17 protein-coding genes and 2 pseudogenes are annotated in these 16,366 nt (G+C 39.1%); 3 read left to right on the forward strand and 16 right to left on the reverse strand.

The features are described from left to right. Positions 1–391 precede the first annotated feature (391 nt). The 8 genes from ICC18_RS32210 to ICC18_RS32240 all read right to left on the reverse strand — a co-directional run bounded on the left by ICC18_RS32210 (position 392) and on the right by ICC18_RS32240 (position 5,403). Positions 392–1,165 carry a helix-turn-helix domain-containing protein gene (locus ICC18_RS32210; protein WP_188178494.1) on the reverse strand — a complete coding sequence of 258 codons (774 nt, stop codon included), beginning with the start codon at positions 1,163–1,165 and terminating at the stop codon, positions 392–394. A gap of 237 nt (positions 1,166–1,402) precedes the next feature. Then, positions 1,403–1,858, reverse strand: a complete 456-nt coding sequence (locus tag ICC18_RS32215; RefSeq protein WP_188178495.1) for a YhfM domain-containing protein — start codon at positions 1,856–1,858, stop codon at positions 1,403–1,405. A 131-nt stretch (positions 1,859–1,989) separates the two neighbouring features. Next, positions 1,990–2,235 carry a CPCC family cysteine-rich protein gene (locus tag ICC18_RS32220; protein ID WP_188178496.1) on the reverse strand — a complete coding sequence of 82 codons (246 nt, stop codon included), beginning with the start codon at positions 2,233–2,235 and terminating at the stop codon, positions 1,990–1,992. 617 nt (positions 2,236–2,852) lie between these two features. Further along, a complete protein-coding gene (locus ICC18_RS35030) occupies positions 2,853–3,074 on the reverse strand; it encodes a DUF7660 family protein (RefSeq protein WP_446673948.1) in 222 nt (73 codons plus the stop codon). Positions 3,075–3,126: 52 nt separating this feature from the next. Then, on the reverse strand, positions 3,127–3,504 hold the full coding sequence (locus ICC18_RS32225; protein ID WP_188178497.1) for a hypothetical protein: 378 nt from the start codon (positions 3,502–3,504) through the stop codon (positions 3,127–3,129). A 145-nt stretch (positions 3,505–3,649) separates the two neighbouring features. Then, positions 3,650–4,144, reverse strand: a complete 495-nt coding sequence (locus tag ICC18_RS32230) for a GNAT family N-acetyltransferase (protein WP_188178498.1) — start codon at positions 4,142–4,144, stop codon at positions 3,650–3,652. A gap of 135 nt (positions 4,145–4,279) precedes the next feature. Next, on the reverse strand, positions 4,280–4,831 hold the full coding sequence (locus tag ICC18_RS32235) for a hypothetical protein (protein ID WP_188178499.1): 552 nt from the start codon (positions 4,829–4,831) through the stop codon (positions 4,280–4,282). A gap of 143 nt (positions 4,832–4,974) precedes the next feature. Beyond that, positions 4,975–5,403 (reverse strand): MerR family transcriptional regulator, encoded by a 429-nt coding sequence (locus tag ICC18_RS32240; RefSeq protein ID WP_061828399.1) that lies wholly within the window; start codon positions 5,401–5,403, stop codon positions 4,975–4,977. A 169-nt stretch (positions 5,404–5,572) separates the two neighbouring features. Here ICC18_RS32240 and ICC18_RS32245 point away from each other — a divergent pair, with 169 nt between their 5' ends. Continuing rightward, the gene (locus ICC18_RS32245) at positions 5,573–6,694 is read left to right on the forward strand and encodes an NADH-dependent flavin oxidoreductase (protein WP_188178500.1); all 1,122 of its coding nucleotides are present in this window, start codon (positions 5,573–5,575) and stop codon (positions 6,692–6,694) included. Between the two features lie 703 nt (positions 6,695–7,397). Here ICC18_RS32245 and ICC18_RS32250 read toward each other — a convergent pair. From ICC18_RS32250 to ICC18_RS32275, 7 genes and pseudogenes are all read right to left on the reverse strand, one after another. After that, positions 7,398–8,954 (reverse strand): GH39 family glycosyl hydrolase, encoded by a 1,557-nt coding sequence (locus ICC18_RS32250; protein WP_188178501.1) that lies wholly within the window; start codon positions 8,952–8,954, stop codon positions 7,398–7,400. 23 nt (positions 8,955–8,977) lie between these two features. Further along, a pseudogene (locus ICC18_RS34180) lies at positions 8,978–9,064 on the reverse strand (carbohydrate ABC transporter permease); the annotation flags it as partial. A 59-nt stretch (positions 9,065–9,123) separates the two neighbouring features. Continuing rightward, a pseudogene (locus ICC18_RS32255) lies at positions 9,124–9,636 on the reverse strand (ABC transporter transmembrane domain-containing protein); the annotation flags it as partial. Next, complete coding sequence (locus ICC18_RS32260; protein ID WP_223193058.1) at positions 9,611–10,420, reverse strand: ABC transporter ATP-binding protein; 810 nt, start codon at positions 10,418–10,420, stop codon at positions 9,611–9,613. The gene ICC18_RS32260 and the pseudogene ICC18_RS32255, both read right to left, overlap by 26 nt. 4 nt (positions 10,421–10,424) lie before the next feature. Then, positions 10,425–11,150, reverse strand: a complete 726-nt coding sequence (locus tag ICC18_RS32265) for a DUF262 domain-containing protein (RefSeq protein ID WP_188178504.1) — start codon at positions 11,148–11,150, stop codon at positions 10,425–10,427. 508 nt (positions 11,151–11,658) lie between these two features. Then, positions 11,659–13,380, reverse strand: a complete 1,722-nt coding sequence (locus tag ICC18_RS32270; RefSeq protein ID WP_188178505.1) for a TniQ family protein — start codon at positions 13,378–13,380, stop codon at positions 11,659–11,661. Positions 13,381–13,382: 2 nt separating this feature from the next. After that, entirely contained in the window at positions 13,383–13,721 is a 339-nt protein-coding gene (locus ICC18_RS32275) for a hypothetical protein (protein WP_188178506.1), read from the reverse strand. Positions 13,722–13,881: 160 nt separating this feature from the next. Between ICC18_RS32275 and ICC18_RS32280 the strand changes: the two genes are divergently transcribed. Further along, positions 13,882–14,223, forward strand: a complete 342-nt coding sequence (locus tag ICC18_RS32280; protein ID WP_188178507.1) for a helix-turn-helix domain-containing protein — start codon at positions 13,882–13,884, stop codon at positions 14,221–14,223. A 133-nt stretch (positions 14,224–14,356) separates the two neighbouring features. Further along, positions 14,357–15,745 carry a stalk domain-containing protein gene (locus ICC18_RS32285; RefSeq protein WP_188178508.1) on the forward strand — a complete coding sequence of 463 codons (1,389 nt, stop codon included), beginning with the start codon at positions 14,357–14,359 and terminating at the stop codon, positions 15,743–15,745. Positions 15,746–15,801: 56 nt separating this feature from the next. On the opposite strand, the gene ICC18_RS32290 is transcribed toward ICC18_RS32285, so the two are convergent. Next, positions 15,802–16,023, reverse strand: coding sequence for a hypothetical protein (locus ICC18_RS32290; protein WP_188178509.1), 222 nt, complete (start codon positions 16,021–16,023; stop codon positions 15,802–15,804). Positions 16,024–16,366: the final 343 nt, after the last annotated feature.

The following is a 16,366-nucleotide window of genomic DNA, read 5'->3' on the forward strand; positions in this document are numbered from 1 at the left end:
TTCGAAATATTGATGATCCCCTATAACCACATACCCGGTTTCTAATTATGTTATAAAATACTTATTCGTACCTTCATTTATCATTTAATTCGATTACAAATCAGACAATTTTCCATCCTAACTTCACCCCATTACTTAAGTGTATAAAAACAATATTACACCACCTCTATGTGGATATATATGGAAAAATGTTATTTCATCATGGATATATGTTATTTGAATATTGACTGCCAGTTAGCGTAGCGGCTCTATCTTATTCAACTGGGCGGAACGAACAAGCTTCAAACAAAGACTGCAGCTTGTACATTTCTTAGCAGAGAAAATAACGGACTCAGGCTCGCATCTTTAATGCGGTCATGGTCCGTTATATGATCATTATTCAGCTGCGCGGCTATACGGCAAGTAGCATCGTATCCTGTCCGAAATCGATCGCTCTGTTGATCGCGTCGTCAGGTTTAAGCATCATGATTTCATTTTCTTTCGCGTTTCTGACATACATGCCTTTATTATCACAATACACGACGGTTAATTGCTTGCGGATGTTCGGAGAAGGATCATTGCCAAACGTTCCATTCGAAACGTTGACCGTCCCGCCATCAACTGATATCAGGCTGGCCAATGTTTCCTTAACATCCATTCGACCACCCCAGGAGCCGTAACATGCATAAAGAATATGTATGGAATCAGGATTCGAAAGGATCGGTTTTGTCAGCATATCTAAGGATAGATCCAGTTTAGTACCTTCCGGAACGAATACTGCATACCCCCGTCCTTCATTCTCTATTGTAACGGCCAACACTTTGTCCGCCCCGGGAACCGGATCTGCAGCAAAATATCCGTTGTTTACCGGAATGGTAACTTCATTATTGACGATTTTACTGTTCACTCTTGCTGTGCAGTTGAGGTAAGTTTGATTGACTCCGTAATATGCTTCCTTAATTTTCAACGTACTGGAATCGCCCATCAGCAGCAAGTAATCGATCGTGCACTCCAGCATGACGGCAAGCTTCGGAAGAAGTTCCGTCGGAGGAAGCTTCACCCCACTCTCCCATTTCTCCAATTCTTCCTCGTTGATGCCCATAATACCCGCGAGATCCGCTTGTTTTAACTCTTTTTCTTCCCTCAACACGGAGATGCGATGTCCTACCTTAATTGGCTGCAGCACACTATTTACCACCTTTCCATACAGTTATCACAATCATACTGCAAATGGAAAGAAACTTGTACCATTTTATGGAATTCGGCAACAAAGTTATTGGGAGATTTGCCGTGCATTATTTCCACAATCCAGCCCGTTAGCGCAACAAAGCTGCCGATCATCGCGGCAGCTTCGTCGTGATGTGTTTTTTACGCTATCGTTCACCGTTAGTTGAAATACTTCTGTCGAAGCACACAAACATGTTCATTTTGCAGGATGTATCCTCACGGACTCTATAATAACCCTTATTTCTTTATTCTCCTCTTTTGTAAGTTTATAGCCTTGACTACTATTCTTTGAGAACACTATCATTCCTTCACTATCTGAAGGAAGCCATAATTGAATAGAAGAAGGTGTTATGTTTTTATCTTTTAAAACGATCTCAGCTTCGTAGTCGGGCGGGCTAACTTTAAGATCACCAGATATTGGCTCTGCCGTCTGTATTGCTTTCAGAATAATATCTATTTTCATTTGATCCTGGACATTGGCTGTGACTCCTTTGTTTCCTTTTGAATCTTTCATATATACGGTGATTTCTTTGACATCTTCATTACTCCAATCTTCGATACACTTGGAGTTCTTGTTTGAACACTCTTTTCCGCCGTTGCAACCCGTAAGCAATAAAATAATAACACTTAAACAAATCATTAACTTTTTCATCCAAATCCCCTATTTTTAATTATTTACATGTTCTATTGACGTAGAAAGGTACGATTTAGTTGCGTTATCCTGCCCGTTCGCAATGACGGCTGCCCTGCGGCAGCCGTTTTGTGTTGAACTATCGTTCCCCTTTAGCTTAAAGGTTTCCAAAATGGTTTGCGTTCATCTGTATTATTAGGCTTCCGGTTGACTTGCCCTGAAAGGAATCGCTTTTGGTACTGCCTAAGGGATTCAATATTCGCCCCTCCTTCATAATCGGGGTCATTGAACTGGACGAGATCATCTTCCCAAAAGCAAATGTCGCATATATCGAATGATCCAGGGGGCTCATAATCTAATGTTTTGTAGCCACAACAAGGACAATAATACTTTTTCATGTTCGCTCCTTTAAGCTATAGTTCTCCTTAGTTCAAGGAGGATTAATTTTATAATTTCGGAAATTTTATTGAAAGGTAATTTGACGCTGATCAATCGAAAAATAATGCCACGTAACCATAAATCATGAAAGGGAGACTTAGAGCAAAACCAGTTAGAAGTACGACACGAGTATTTATCAAAGCTCTAAACAAACGGATTGCTGTTGAATCAATATCTTTATTATAGAATACGCAAATCGAATAAATCAGAAGTACATAGAAAGATAGTGTACTGACTCCAACTAATTTAGAGGTTTCACTTGGACCAACGTAACCTTCTCTGAAACGATGCTCGTAATCGAAACCATATATTGAAAAATAAGAAAAGCACAAAATGGCTAGGGTTACAATTGAGCTGAGAAAGAGTAAAATAAATTTACTTTTAGATTGTTTAAAATCTATTAGGGAATATTGCATAATCTACTCACCCCAAATGAACATAATATTAATTGTTCTATAGCATAATTTAATTTTTCGATTGAGCTTGTTATATTTCTTATGGTGATTTTCGCCACATCCTTGGTGTTTAAACTCTCGTTCTTCGTTAGCGTAACTCCAGGACAGATGAAGCAAATAAATCATTCATATGATCTTCCTGCCGAGAGAATAATTGCAAAAACACTCCAATTAGGCTCTGCTATAGTCCCTGTATCCCTTAGCCACGACTCCATTCCCTCTAGAAATGAATTCAACGTAGGGTTTTCCCACTCGTTTATGTTTACATCCAGGTCGCTTTTTAAGGAAATTATAAAACGAATTAAATCCTCTTTTGTCTTTACCTCATAAGGATTCAGACTCATAGTAACATTTCACCTCGCACAATTAACGTTCTTCATTAGTTTAGTGAAGACCTCATCTGCCAAGTAAAAACAGACTCTCTCCTCGATATAATTGGTAATGCTCAAATGCTGAAGAATCGGCAAACAAATCAAAATAATATTGATTTTGAATTTCTAATGTTAAGTCGCCCGTTTTAAAATGATAAATATTTGTAATAGGCTTGTGTTGCAGATTATCTTTTATAATAGATATAAAATCTGTTCCATCACGTTCAGTAATACCGACCACGATATCGCTTTTATTCCTCAATCTCCAGGAACACTCCACATTTAAACTTCCGCCGTCAAACTTGATGTTTACCAGTTCAAGTCCAACTGGGGAAATCTCGATGACTTTTTGTCCTATGAAATCTTTGAAGTCAATATCGCTTGATTTATTTACAAAATTCATAATTCTCACCTCGATACTGTTTATTGTACTTCAATATGCTTCAAACAAATATTCTTTTTCGTTATTCTGCCCGTTACTCAAACGAACATAAAAAAGGAGCTGACCTTACGGCAGCTCATCACTATCGTCTCCGTTAGCTCAATAATCATAGAAGTTTTTCAAGTTCAATTTCGTCATGAATCGGTATATCATAATAACCCACTTTGGGGATTGTTGGCTTTAGCTTCCTAGCCTCGTCAATTGCGTTTGGATATACGGCCGTTATTCGATATCCACGTCGTTGATAAAATTTTAAAGCATCCAAATTATCGTTTGATATTATAAGCCATATGCGATTTATTCCCGACTGCTTTACCTTCTGTTCCACAGTAGAAATCAAATTACTCCCGATACCTAAGCCTTCTACAGTCGAATTAATACTCATCAACTCACAATCATGTATACCTATACGATAAGTAGCCGCCCCGACTCGCACATCATCTACCCAGGCGATGACTGAATCCAAGTCCTGAAAATGATGCTTCTTGCCTTTGGATACCATGATTTCGCCGCCCCACTCACTTAACCACAAGTCTTTCAGCCATTCCTTATCGTTTTCGTTCAAAGGAGCAAGTATTTTGACTTGCTTAATTTTTTCCATATTCATCACCAAATTCAGTTTACCACAGAAAGAACGACTGAAGAGTTGTATTCAACTATCCTGCCCGTTCGCAACGACGGCAGCCGTTTTTTTTGACCGGCTGCCGTCGTGTGATGATTTAACTATCGTTCCCCGTTAGCGTAATGAATCTGCTATTCCAACCAGTACATCCACTGTGACTTGATTTTCTATTCGACTATCCACTGACAGACGGTACTGCCATCCGTTTTTTTCGAAAACCAGTATGTTAAACCCTCCCCTTGACTTTGGGGTTATAGTTGAAAAATATAGTGCATCGCTACCGTCATTCAGTTTGTATCTTTTCTTCCCTCGCTTTGATTTCTCAAAGTCGATTCTCTGCTCAATAGGTCTTACATCAATATTATAGTGGTTCTTGCCCTGCGCTTCATGGAGGTATTCTATTTGAAGTTCGTCGTTATAATTTTCCTTGTCGTTTACACATCTGCCTAAGTGATGTGTAAATTGCATCGGCGGTAATTTAATCGGCAATTTAAGTTCTCGTTGATTAAGTGCTTCACATTCCTTTAATGCTTCCCCAACTGATTTATATCCCATTTCGATATAAGGTTTTTCGAATGGAGGAACAACGGGTGTTGCATTAGCTTGAGAAGTTAATAATATTGTGCAATAGAACACAGTTATGAAAATTGCTATTATTCTATTCATGATTTCATCACCTCAATGGTTAAGTTCCCCATAACAGTGAGGTATTAGTCATTACACTTCATTAAACTGCCCGATGGCTCAACGACGAACGGCAGCCGCTGTGTCATTCAACTAAAGTCTCCCGTTAGCGCAAGTACATTACATTAATTCACCGTCTTAATCTCCAGGCCGTGACCGTGACATTTAAAGTTATAGTTAGGGTTTTTCATAACCTCTTCTTTCTGAAGTTCATACATGGCAATTTTATAGTTTATTTCTTCCATGTGTTTAAAACTTTCGTCAATTTTCTTCTGAAGTTCCAATTTATGCTGTATCAACATCTCCTCTCTTTGCAAAAAGGTGCTATTTCCCAATTCATAAAGTTCCTTGTAATCCTTGATTTTTGAAAGAGGCATTCCTGTCTCTTTGAGACAACGAATAAAAGAAATCCAATCTATTTGTTGTTGGTTATAAACTCTACGGCCTTTTTCGTCACGAGATATATTTGGTAATATCCCCTGCTCTTCATAAAACCTAAGTGTCTTTGCAGATACATTTAAATTCTCCACTACGTATGTCATTGAATACAACATCTACTTGTCCCACCTTTAGTTACAGTTACTGTAATTAAATATATATCATAAAGAGAATGAAAGCACAAAAATTATATATGTAATCATATAAAAATAAATCCTTGACCTACTGTAACGGTAACCAATTACACTGAAACAGAAAATAAAATATGATAGCGAGGTTAAAGAAATGAATCAAAAATATAGTAGGTTATTTGAATCCTTCACATTCAGAAGTGGAATAACAATGAAGAATAGAATTGTTATGGCACCTATGACAACCTGGTCAAGCAATGACGATCTTACCATTTCGGATGACGAAGTAAAGTATTACAAACAAAGAGTGAATGGAGTAGGACTCGTCATTACAGGGTGTACTCATGTTACACCGAATGGACAGGGTTTTACGAATGAATTCGCCGGGTACAATGATGAATTTACTCCAAGTTTACGAAAATTAGCTGAGGCAGCGAAAAGTGGAGGCTCTCCTGCGATCCTACAGATTTTTCATGCTGGCAATAAAGCTTTGCCCGAATTGGATGCAGTTAGTGCGAGTGCATTGCAACCCGAAATTACTAATTTAGGTTCAACTCCAGAAACAAGAGAACTATCACATGAGGAGATTTTGTCGATTGTACGTGCTTTTGGAGACACAACAAGACGAGCGATAGAAGCCGGATTTGATGGCGTCGAAATTCATGGGGCACATGGATTTTTAATTCAAAACTTCTGGTCGCCAGCAACGAATCAACGGACGGACCAATGGGGAGGATCACTTGAAAATCGCTTGCGTTTTCCATTGGCGATTATTAACGAAATCAAAAATGTCATTGAAAAACATGCTACAAAACCATTCATTTTAGGATACCGATTTTCACCTGAAGAATCCTCCAAAGTGGACGGATTACGTATGAAAGACACGTATGAATTAATCGATATTCTTGTTGAACAGAATTTGGATTATATACATGCTTCATTAGATAATGTGTCTTCAAAGCCAGTAGATAGTCAAGATGAAAAAACACGGCTTGAATTAATTCTAGAAAGAGCAAACGGTAAGGTACCTGTGATGGCTGCTGGTTCCATAATAACACCGGATGATGCTCTTAAAGCTGTGGAATTAGGATTGCCGCTAGTTGCCATTGGGCATGCGTTAATTATGAATCCTACTTGGGTTGAAATGGTCGCAAATGGACGAGAAGCCGAGGTAGATTCTGAGTTGAACGTTTCAAAACTCGACCAGCTTAATATTCCAGAAAAACTCTGGAATGTAATTCAAGCAATGCCCGGTTGGTTTAATATTGGGAAATAAAAAGTAGTCCTAAAGGCTACTCAGATTGACGAGAAACCCACGTCTTTTATGAGACTTCGGGTTTCTTTTGCTAATTCTAAGGTGCTCCGTCCATCCGTAGTTCGGTAGGGCAATTCTTACTGTTGCGGACACGCATACTGCGAATGTTTCGATCTTGAAGGCCTTTGCAAATTGGGGTCGTTAAATAACCTGAATCTAAGGCTACTGCTCCAGAATATTGTTGAGTTAAACTGCCCGTTAGCTCAATCGTTGCCCCTTTCCAGCTTACGTTTTAAATTCATCTAATTTAACCTGTTGTTGAGAAAGGTTTTCAGTTACGCATAACAATACAAGTTCTTGTCATCATTCGGCAAAGATATATGTTCTTGTCTTTGGCTTTTGACAAGAACATATATCGTTAAAACAAAAAAAGCCGCAACTACGCGACTTTTAAGCTTATATGTTCTTGTCACCCGACATGGATTCTTCGTTGCCGCTCCAAGCTCTGAACAGCTTCCATGCCTTCGTCTAAGTGCGCGAGACTCGGCTTCCTCTTTTCCCTCTTGCGAGGCTTTTTGACGACGCGGCAGAATTCACTTTATGTTACGGCAAGATACGTGCTTTGGGGCATGCCGCACGATTAAAAAAAAGCCGTCCAGAATTTCCGGACAGCTTAGCCAAACAAACAATAGGCTTAATACTCCCTCGGCATTGCCGGGTTCTCCTACTTCTTAATAACATAAAGCCTCATGCTGTGCCGGGGCATTGAAAAACGCAGAGAGGCTTCCCCAGCCTGCACCGGGATGTCCACGGTTTCATCAACTGAAAGTTCTCCCACCCGCAGCAAGGCAGGCAAATCCGCACACTCCGCCGTACTGGGCGAGCCTAGCCGCTGCCAAGCTCGGTACGTATTGTGCCGCTCGTCATCCAAAATATATGCGGAGACGTGCATAGTTCCGGATTCCAGCCCCAGCCCGGTAAGCGTCAACTCGACGTTCTCCTCGCCCTCCGGCTCATCGTCCAGCTCATTAAAATGGTAAACGAACAGCTCCAGCCGGCCGGTACCGGTGCGGGTGGCGAGCACGCCTAGACTGCTGCCAGGCTTCGGCCCCTCGACCAGTAGGCGTTCTTCCCCTAAGTGGGCAAGCAGCTCGTGAGCGGTTTGAATCGGCTTCGGTACACCGCCTGCGGTGAGCAGGTCCCGGTTGCCCCTGAAGAATTCGCCAGTCGATGTTTCGAAGGCGAAGCCCCAATACAGCAGCACCGACGTCGGAAAGTCGAACGCATCCTCGACGGCATACAACAGGTGCACCAACTTGGTCAGAAACAGCGCGGAAAACTCGCTGTTCCGGTATTCCAACGCTGGGTGCTGCGCCACCGTCCGCTGGTAATTGGAGCAAACCCCCCATTCATTCATATGGAATTCCACGTGCTCCAGACCGGGATACTTCTTAAGAAGCCGCTGAATCCACAGCACTTCTTGGACAAATCGTTGCACGGTGGGCCGGACGAGCGGATGCTCATGCACCCATCCTCCCGATAAGCCATAAATGTGATGCGAGACGAAGTCGATTCGCGTGCCAGTTTTCCCGGTTACATGATTGGTTCCACGAGTGACATGATGGAGGAAGTCCCGTAAAAAATACATGCTGAAGGTCGCGGGGCCCCCGACCCGCAGCTTATCGTCGACCGAAGTCACCGCATCGACGAACACGTCGTACATTTTGAAAAACGTGGGAAGATCCTCCACCGCCCAGCCATCGGGTTCGTTCCATACTTCGAAGTACCAGGTACGGACTTCTTCCTGCCCGAACGTATCGATCAAATTGCGGGTGAACGCCTTGAGTAGATCGGCCCATTTGCCCCAATCCTTTGGTCCCTTGTCGCTGGCGGAAAGCCCTTCCTCCCGCTCCGGCGCATCGCGGTCAAGCTGCCGGGCCAACACGTCTGGCAAATAGTCGTATTCCACGATCGGTTTGATTCCGCGCCGGACAAATTCCTGGTATACCGCGTTGATTTTGGTAAAATCGTACCGGACATTCCCCTTCTCGTCCTCGGAATACACCTCGCAGCCCAATTGCCGGCCATCCACCGTTCTCGAGCTAAGTGTATAATGATTGCGCAAATACCGGCACGTGCCAGTCCGCTGCATGCGGTTGAGCATCGTTTGCCCCGCATCCTCGAGGGTCAGCCAGTACAAATCGTCGGACCCCGCCGCTTCCCAAAACCGAGTGTTCGGGCCAACTGTTACGGCGGTGTTGATTGTAAATGTTTTGCTCAAACGGATTGTCAGCTCCTGTTCAATTAACCTTTTAAAGCGCCGACCATGACGCCTTTCACGAAATATCTTTGCAGAAACGGATACAGCGCCAGGATCGGCAGAGTGGACACTGCTGTTCTTGGGCTTCTTTTCCTATAGCTTTTAACCTCGGAGAGAAGTATTTTCCAACTCGGATGTAAGCATAAGCGCAGCAGAGAACAATGATTAACACCGTCCAGTCAGTAAAACCGATAAACAGCAGGAGAATACTGCATTTCAAAACGTTTACCGAAACCATCAACATCCTATTTCCAAGCAAGTCCGCAACCATCGTTGCTTCGTTGGTAAAGTAGTTTGTCATCTGGCCAATACGTTGATTTTGGAAATCTTTTTGTGGCATCTGAAAAAAAGCTCTTAATAATTCCTCCATGAGCCTGTATCGAAAAAACAGAACGTTTTTCCTCATGAGAATGAAGGCCAATGCATGACTGAGGATATATGTAGTAATCGCAGTTGCAAAAATCTCCATATAGATGAAGAACTTTTCGTAATGTCCTTTAATGAAAATATCATCAATAACATATTTCGTTATCGCAATCATCACCAATTCGGCAACCACTGCAATAGCTTCTAACAATACGCTGCCGGAAAACTTCCCCTTAATTTCCCGTATATAGTTAATTAGCCAGTGTCGTCGCTTCATATTGGCTCCTTTCACTGGTAACTAATTGATAGAAATGTTCCCTACGTGCAAGCAACATTTCATACGTACCAGTTTCCATAATTCGCCCGTTTTTCAAAACGACAATGTTATCATAATAGCGGATCGTTGATAATCGATGAGCTATCGCAATTGTCGTTCGACCCTTCATTATGGACTCCATTGCTTGCTGTACTTCAATCTCGCTGAGATTATCTAACGATGAAGTAGCTTCATCCAGAATAATAATTTGCGGATTTCTCAGAAACATACGGGCGATAGCAATTCTTTGTTTCTGACCCCCTGATAACTTGATGCCGCGCTCCCCAATAAGCGTATTGTAGCCATTTGGCAAACTCGTGATGAAGTTATCAGCATACGCTATTTTTGCAGCGGTTATTATTTCTTCATCGGTGGCTGACGGGTTGCCGAACCTGATGTTTTCAAGAACGGTGGTTCCGAACAAAAACGTTTCTTGAAATACGTATCCAATATGATCCCGAATTTGATTTAATGGCAATTGCTTCAAGTTAATGCCATCCAACAAGATATCTCCTTGAGTTGGGTCATAAAAACGTCCTATCAACTTAGAAACAGTTGATTTCCCGCTCCCGCTTGTTCCAACAATGGCGACTTTTTCTCCTGACCTGATGGAGAGATTCATACCTTGCAAAACAGGCGTAACTTCTCGGTATCTGAAATGAACATCTTTCAAATCGATATGTCCTTCGAACTTGTCCACCGACAAGGGAGATTCGGATTCCTTTACCAGTGGTTGTTGGTTCATTAATTCATAGATATTCTCCATCTGAAAGGAAATCACGCGCTGCTCCGTGATATTTGTGATGAATATTGTTACTCTGGCGATCACGACATCGTAGTAAAAGACCAGTGCGACAAATTCCCCGACGGTAATGGTTCCATTTTTCACCAGAATAATACCAGCAACAAATACGGCGAACAGTCCAAAATGAACCAAAGCCTTTCGTTAGTCTAGCGAAGACGGTTTGGTTTCCCGCTTGTCGTATTTCTTGCGGATTCAATGATTCACCAAAAGAATTAATTCTCAAAAAAACTCCATTTATATCTTCTATATTTTTTAATGAGCAGATTATAATATCAATTTCAAAATTCAAAATAATTTGTGCCTCATCATAAGTTATACTATTGTGAGAAGTTGTAGTTGAATCAATATGGACACCTAAATTACGAGACACTTCCGGATGGAAGTACAGACTTAACTCGCTATTTTTGTTAAATAATATTTTCCTTTCTAGAAAATCAAAAATAGCATCTAATCGTTGCATACCATCAACAATTTGATAACTATCTTCTTTAATTTTTGCGAGAATTATACTCGTAATAGGAAAACCTTTCAAAATCGAATCATATAATTTGTCTTTGTGTTCTTGGTTCCAAAATAGTTTTCTCTGATAATCTCGATTTATAGTGAACTTACCTTCTTTAAGATAGTGATATAGTTCTTTTATAGTAAATACACGATGAACATTTTTCATGGCAATCCCCATCTCACATTTCCGAATTTATTGGTTCTAACGTTCGATACACCGCAGCCGCAGTTCATAAACTCGCTTGAATTATAGTTCGTTAGGTGTTCGAACACTAGACATTAAACGACAAATCCCAAAGGATCCCCTTTTTTATTTCTAAAATTTTGAATATGCTGCCGATCATTTTTTTAGATCGTTTAATTCTCTAGATCGCTTAAAACAATAAACGAGTATACTCGACTTTATTCTCAAGTATATCAAATATTTTCCTTTCCATATAGATAATGTATCAACCAATCCAATCTGAACTGAGCCTTCTAATATACACTAGTTACAATATTACGATGAATCAATTGAACAAGCTCCGAACATTCCAAAATCAAAATTTAAATGAAATTATTTCGTAACCTCATTAGAAAAAAATAAAGAACCCACTCAATTGAATGGCTCTTATTCATTCTCATGTAGTCACCTTCGTGTTAATCTTTAAACCAACTCCGTTCAGTTATGTTGATTAAGCTGAAATAGTTATATTCTTTTTTATTAACAAAGAGTCAATAGTACTTCTTAAAAAAAGATATCTTTTCCGACCATCCTTAAGTGTAATGATTTGATCTGGAACTAAGAAGCCGGACTCTAGCCACTTCCACGCCTTTTTCTCACCAATTTTCAATAATGCAATTACATCTTTTAAATAGTATCCTTGAGCATTTTTCCTCTCCATTTCAGATAACTTAATACAATTTTCAAGTTCATTAACAAAATAGTAGTTTTGATCAAGTGTCCCATTTTCGTTTAAAGAAACGGGATTCAACAAACCCTCACGTGTGAACTTAATTACGTTCACAACAGTTAGTCCGTTAACTGAATAGGTAATTAATGCATCATGGAATTTCATTCCTGCTATCTGGCCATTCACAACTACCTTACCGCGGCACTCATCCATCAGTTGTTTAACATCATTATGTGATAATAATTCATAACGACTCGAACTTCTATGATATGCTTTTAAAAGACCGGAGGCTATAAGCTTAGGTACAGAATCTTTTTGAATCCCTAGCATTAGCGCTGCTTCTTTTTTTGTTATTAGATACTTTGTAGAATCTAAGGCAGTATCATACGATCTCTTATCCACGAGATACTTGGTTTTATTACCTTTTTGTGAGATGACCATATCAATCTCATTCAGTTCACTTAGTTGTGTCATTTTTTCATAACTCATCCCACTAGTAGTACGAATTTCATCCTTCCTTACATATTCACGTTGATTTAATAGTTCTAGGTTCTTTTTGAACACAGAGAAATCCCTACGTATACTTCCCTGATTGATTTTTTCAAGCCAAAAAGCATTGTACGCTTCCGAAAATTCACTTAATGAGTCATACTCAAAAATTTGTTCAAATTGCCCCTTTTGCTCATACATAATTGGAGGCTTTTTTTGTTTAATAAAATCATTGAGCACACGATAAAAATTGTGGGGGAAATCTTGATACATCCAAAAAGCATTATTATAAGCATGGGATTGATTCTTGCTATTTCGATGACCATTCTTCTTTTTATTAAAGCATGAAATCGCTTGACTATCTCCTAAGTAACTTGGCATTCCTTCAAGTAAGTGATAACTGAGGTCAGCTAAGATTAAGAAGTCATGTAAAGTAATGTCGAAGAATGACTTGCTGCTAGTTTGATCAAGTAAGTTATGAAATAAATACAATTGAGGGTCTAATAATAATTCATGTAATTCGATTCCTCCTGGACTAGCAGTTGCGTAAACAAAACCACATCTATCACAAAATCCAGCCATAAAGCTGGTTAAAGAAATTGTAGAATCACATCCGCAACAATTTTCAATGAGAATTATTTTATGCTCGAAACAAATATTGAGCTGCAGCATGTTCCAGGATAATTTATGGACTATATTTTCTTGAATACATAGTGGGCAATATTTAACTCGATTTTTCAAAACAAACTTATTCGTAATCTCTCGACCGATTGATTGTTCATAATAATTATTTGAATGAAGCTGAAGTATTTCTTTGGGTATTCCTGTTAGATTGCTAATCGAAGTTAATTGATTAGGAGTGAATGAATTATTGTTTAAATATGGAACAGTCATATTAATATCAGATGCAATAATTGAAATAGAGGGATAGTGGTTTATAACGGAAACTCTGTGTAAATATCCTGACAAGCTTTCCTGATTATCAATATCCGGACGGATACGAACCGGTCTCATGTCTATACACCGTGCTTCTTATTTTTTCGTCTTTTTAATTTCCATTTGCTCTTTAAAATATTAATTGCTGAATGATATGCTTCAAGAACGTCTGGATTCAATGGTTTTGAATCCACTATTTTGTAAGCTGGAACCATCCCAACATGATCAACTAGCAATAACAAGAAATTCGGATCCTTGGGATCGAAACAAACTGATATCCTCCTAGCATCATTGTCAACCGAGTGAAAGAACCATTGCTCCTTAATTGCTAATGGGCAAGTATAGATCATTCCATTATAAAGAATACCTTCTGTTGTTATTGTCGCTGTATCCATTGGGAGTAAGTTGGGTAAATTCATTTTCGTCACCACCTATTTAGATTCTATTAAACTCTCTAGCATTATTATTGCCTTAATAGATATGATTGATACAAATAAATATCAATTATAATTTTGATATAAAACGATGGATGTTTCTTCATTTTGGGTTTGTCTACACTTCTTTTAAAGAGGTGTAGTGATGTCCGATAACATTTTAAAATATGTTGGAGCCAGAATAAGGGATCTTCGCAAGGAAAGAGGACTATCACAAGAACAATTAGGTGAGAAGGCCGGTTTCCACTTCTCTTATATCGGCGGGATTGAAAGAGCAGAGAAGAATATTTCATTGATAAATCTGTCCAAAATAGCAGATGGTCTGGGTGTTGGCATACATGAATTGTTCAGCTACTCTCATAACATAAGTTACAGGGTAACTGAGAAGGAAGAGGATATTAAGGAAGTCATTGACATACTACTTCGCCACGATTCAAAAGATGTTAAAAAAGCGAAGGCGATAATTAAAGAGGTTTTTAAAGACTAGCATATTATAAAAGACAAGACCTGATTACGTGTTATTAACCTAATCAGGTCTTTATCTTCTTTTTTGAACCTTATATCCTATGCTTCCGTTTTTTGGTATTCTATATAAAAACAACTAACAGGCTGGTGACCAAATGTTTCGTAGGATTGTTCTCATTTTATTTACGATGACTGTATTTAGCTTTACTTATGTCAAAGATGCAAAAGCAGATGAACCTATTCGAGTTTTCATTAACGGCTATCAGGTAGTATTTACTCAACTTCCAATTGTTGAAGATGGAACTACGCTTGTGCAATTTAGACCTTTATTTGAAAGTCTAAATTACAAACTTACATGGAATGAAGAGAAGCAATCGATTATTGCAAACAACGGTAAAGCCGACATCGAGCTTACTATAGGGAGCAATAGCGCGTTAGTGAGCAATAAATCCAACGAATTAGCTCTTGCACCACGCATTATTAATGGTGACACATTTGTTCCATTAAGATTTGTAGGAGAAGTGAGTGGCGGAGATGTTACTTGGGAACAAAAGACAAATCACGTTAACATTGTTACGGACAAGGGGTACTATCTCATTCATGCTTGTTTAGACAATGACATTGATAAAGTAAAGTATTGGTTAGAACAAGGAGCGAATCCGAATTATTATAGTCATATGGATAGTATCCCTTTAGGGTGGGCTATTCACCATCACAACACGGATATGGCGAGATTACTTCTGAAGTATAAAGCAGATCCTAATTATGAATACAAATTCGTTACGAACCTCTTACATACAGCGATTTATTATAAGGACCCTGACATGGTTCAAGTCCTAATTGACGGTGGAGCAGATATTTGGAAGAAAAACTCTGAAGGAAATGCTGCACTTGCTTGGACAAATTTTTATTTAGAAAAAGATCAGAACGAAACTGACAAAAACAATCTTTTGAAAATCCAATCAAAATTATTAGAGCTAACAAATAAACAAGCAAAAATGTGGTCTGAAAAAGCCTCTTTTGATTCACGAATTCTTGAAATTGTACGGCAAGACTTTAAAGGGGATATTGACCCTTTTGGCAATGAAAAATCACAAACTATCTATGGATTACAGCTTTCTGTACAACGAGGAGTATCTAAAGAAACAGTCAATCAACTTAGAAGTAAGTTAACTCCATTGGGTTATAAGGTATTTCGAACTGGAGACATTTTTGAAAAAAAGCTTCCCGAGCAAGTAGTGATCATTAAAGGAACAGATGCTGATTTTTTGAAACAGCTGGGTGAAATCGGTGCAAAATACGACGCTAATGCTGTAATTAAACAATTGGATAAATGGAACACTTCCACTAAGTTAGAGGTTGCAAGTGCGAGTTCTAACTGGGTTGTTGTTCAATTATTAGAGAAACCAAAGGATGTTCTGGCATTCACCAAAGAGGTTTATGCTTTCAACCCCGATTACGTAGATAAAGGTACGGGTTCAGTTGAAACATTTGCAAAGGAAATTGAAAAAGCCCAGGGTTTCATACTATGGTGGTCCAACTAAAAAAAACGAAAGCGTGAGTTTGATGCTCACACTTTCGTTTTTTTGTTTCCCTTCTGTCAGAACTTTTTCTTTGTTTCTTGGATCTTCATTTCAATAATTTGTAACAACTCTTCATTTTTGATGTCATTCTTTATTTCCTCAAGAATAGAGATACGCCTGTAGATCTCCCAGGTTTTCCATTCAGATACCAGAAAGTCATCGATTGCTTCACCAGCAAAATTAAACATCATTCTGTAATAACCAATATATTGATCCGAATAATTCATATCCATAGTCATTTGAACGAACTCACCTCGATAGCTATGAACCATGAGGCTATATGAATCAAGTTTTATTTCTAATTTGCTCTTGTCAAAATCACCGAACATTTGCCTACATTCTTCGGGTTCCTCAATTAGGTAATGATTAAACAATTTCCAGAATCCCTCAATCGTTTTCTTCTGTATTTGTTTTTTTCAATCCATTGCTTCAATTCTTCAGTTCTCATCTTTAGTCACCTGATCAGACTATTATGGTGCTACAAGATGTCAAGACAGATATTATTAAACTTTAAGGTGTGAAATGATTCACATGTATGGATTAGATGTTTTTCTTTATTGCTTTGGATAAGTGATGCAGATT

This window comes from Paenibacillus sedimenti (genome assembly GCF_014534655.1).
Taxonomy (GTDB): domain Bacteria; phylum Bacillota; class Bacilli; order Paenibacillales; family NBRC-103111; genus Paenibacillus_E; species Paenibacillus_E sedimenti.

Excerpts from the sequence above, each read along its gene's own strand:
- ICC18_RS32245 (WP_188178500.1), top strand. The coding sequence starts at position 5,573 with ATGAATCAAAAATATAGTAGGTTATTTGAATCCTTCACATTCAGAAGT.
- ICC18_RS32275 (WP_188178506.1), bottom strand. The coding sequence starts at position 13,721 with ATGAATTTACCCAACTTACTCCCAATGGATACAGCGACAATAACAACA.
- ICC18_RS32260 (WP_223193058.1), bottom strand. The coding sequence starts at position 10,420 with ATGAACCAACAACCACTGGTAAAGGAATCCGAATCTCCCTTGTCGGTG.
- ICC18_RS32280 (WP_188178507.1), top strand. The coding sequence starts at position 13,882 with ATGTCCGATAACATTTTAAAATATGTTGGAGCCAGAATAAGGGATCTT.
- ICC18_RS32270 (WP_188178505.1), bottom strand. The coding sequence starts at position 13,380 with ATGAGACCGGTTCGTATCCGTCCGGATATTGATAATCAGGAAAGCTTG.
- ICC18_RS32285 (WP_188178508.1), top strand. The coding sequence starts at position 14,357 with ATGTTTCGTAGGATTGTTCTCATTTTATTTACGATGACTGTATTTAGC.
- ICC18_RS32225 (WP_188178497.1), bottom strand. The coding sequence starts at position 3,504 with ATGAATTTTGTAAATAAATCAAGCGATATTGACTTCAAAGATTTCATA.
- ICC18_RS32215 (WP_188178495.1), bottom strand. The coding sequence starts at position 1,858 with ATGAAAAAGTTAATGATTTGTTTAAGTGTTATTATTTTATTGCTTACG.
- ICC18_RS32220 (WP_188178496.1), bottom strand. The coding sequence starts at position 2,235 with ATGAAAAAGTATTATTGTCCTTGTTGTGGCTACAAAACATTAGATTAT.
- ICC18_RS32235 (WP_188178499.1), bottom strand. The coding sequence starts at position 4,831 with ATGAATAGAATAATAGCAATTTTCATAACTGTGTTCTATTGCACAATA.
- ICC18_RS32265 (WP_188178504.1), bottom strand. The coding sequence starts at position 11,150 with ATGAAAAATGTTCATCGTGTATTTACTATAAAAGAACTATATCACTAT.
- ICC18_RS32240 (WP_061828399.1), bottom strand. The coding sequence starts at position 5,403 with ATGTTGTATTCAATGACATACGTAGTGGAGAATTTAAATGTATCTGCA.
- ICC18_RS32230 (WP_188178498.1), bottom strand. The coding sequence starts at position 4,144 with ATGGAAAAAATTAAGCAAGTCAAAATACTTGCTCCTTTGAACGAAAAC.
- ICC18_RS35030 (WP_446673948.1), bottom strand. The coding sequence starts at position 3,074 with ATGAGTCTGAATCCTTATGAGGTAAAGACAAAAGAGGATTTAATTCGT.
- ICC18_RS32290 (WP_188178509.1), bottom strand. The coding sequence starts at position 16,023 with ATGACTATGGATATGAATTATTCGGATCAATATATTGGTTATTACAGA.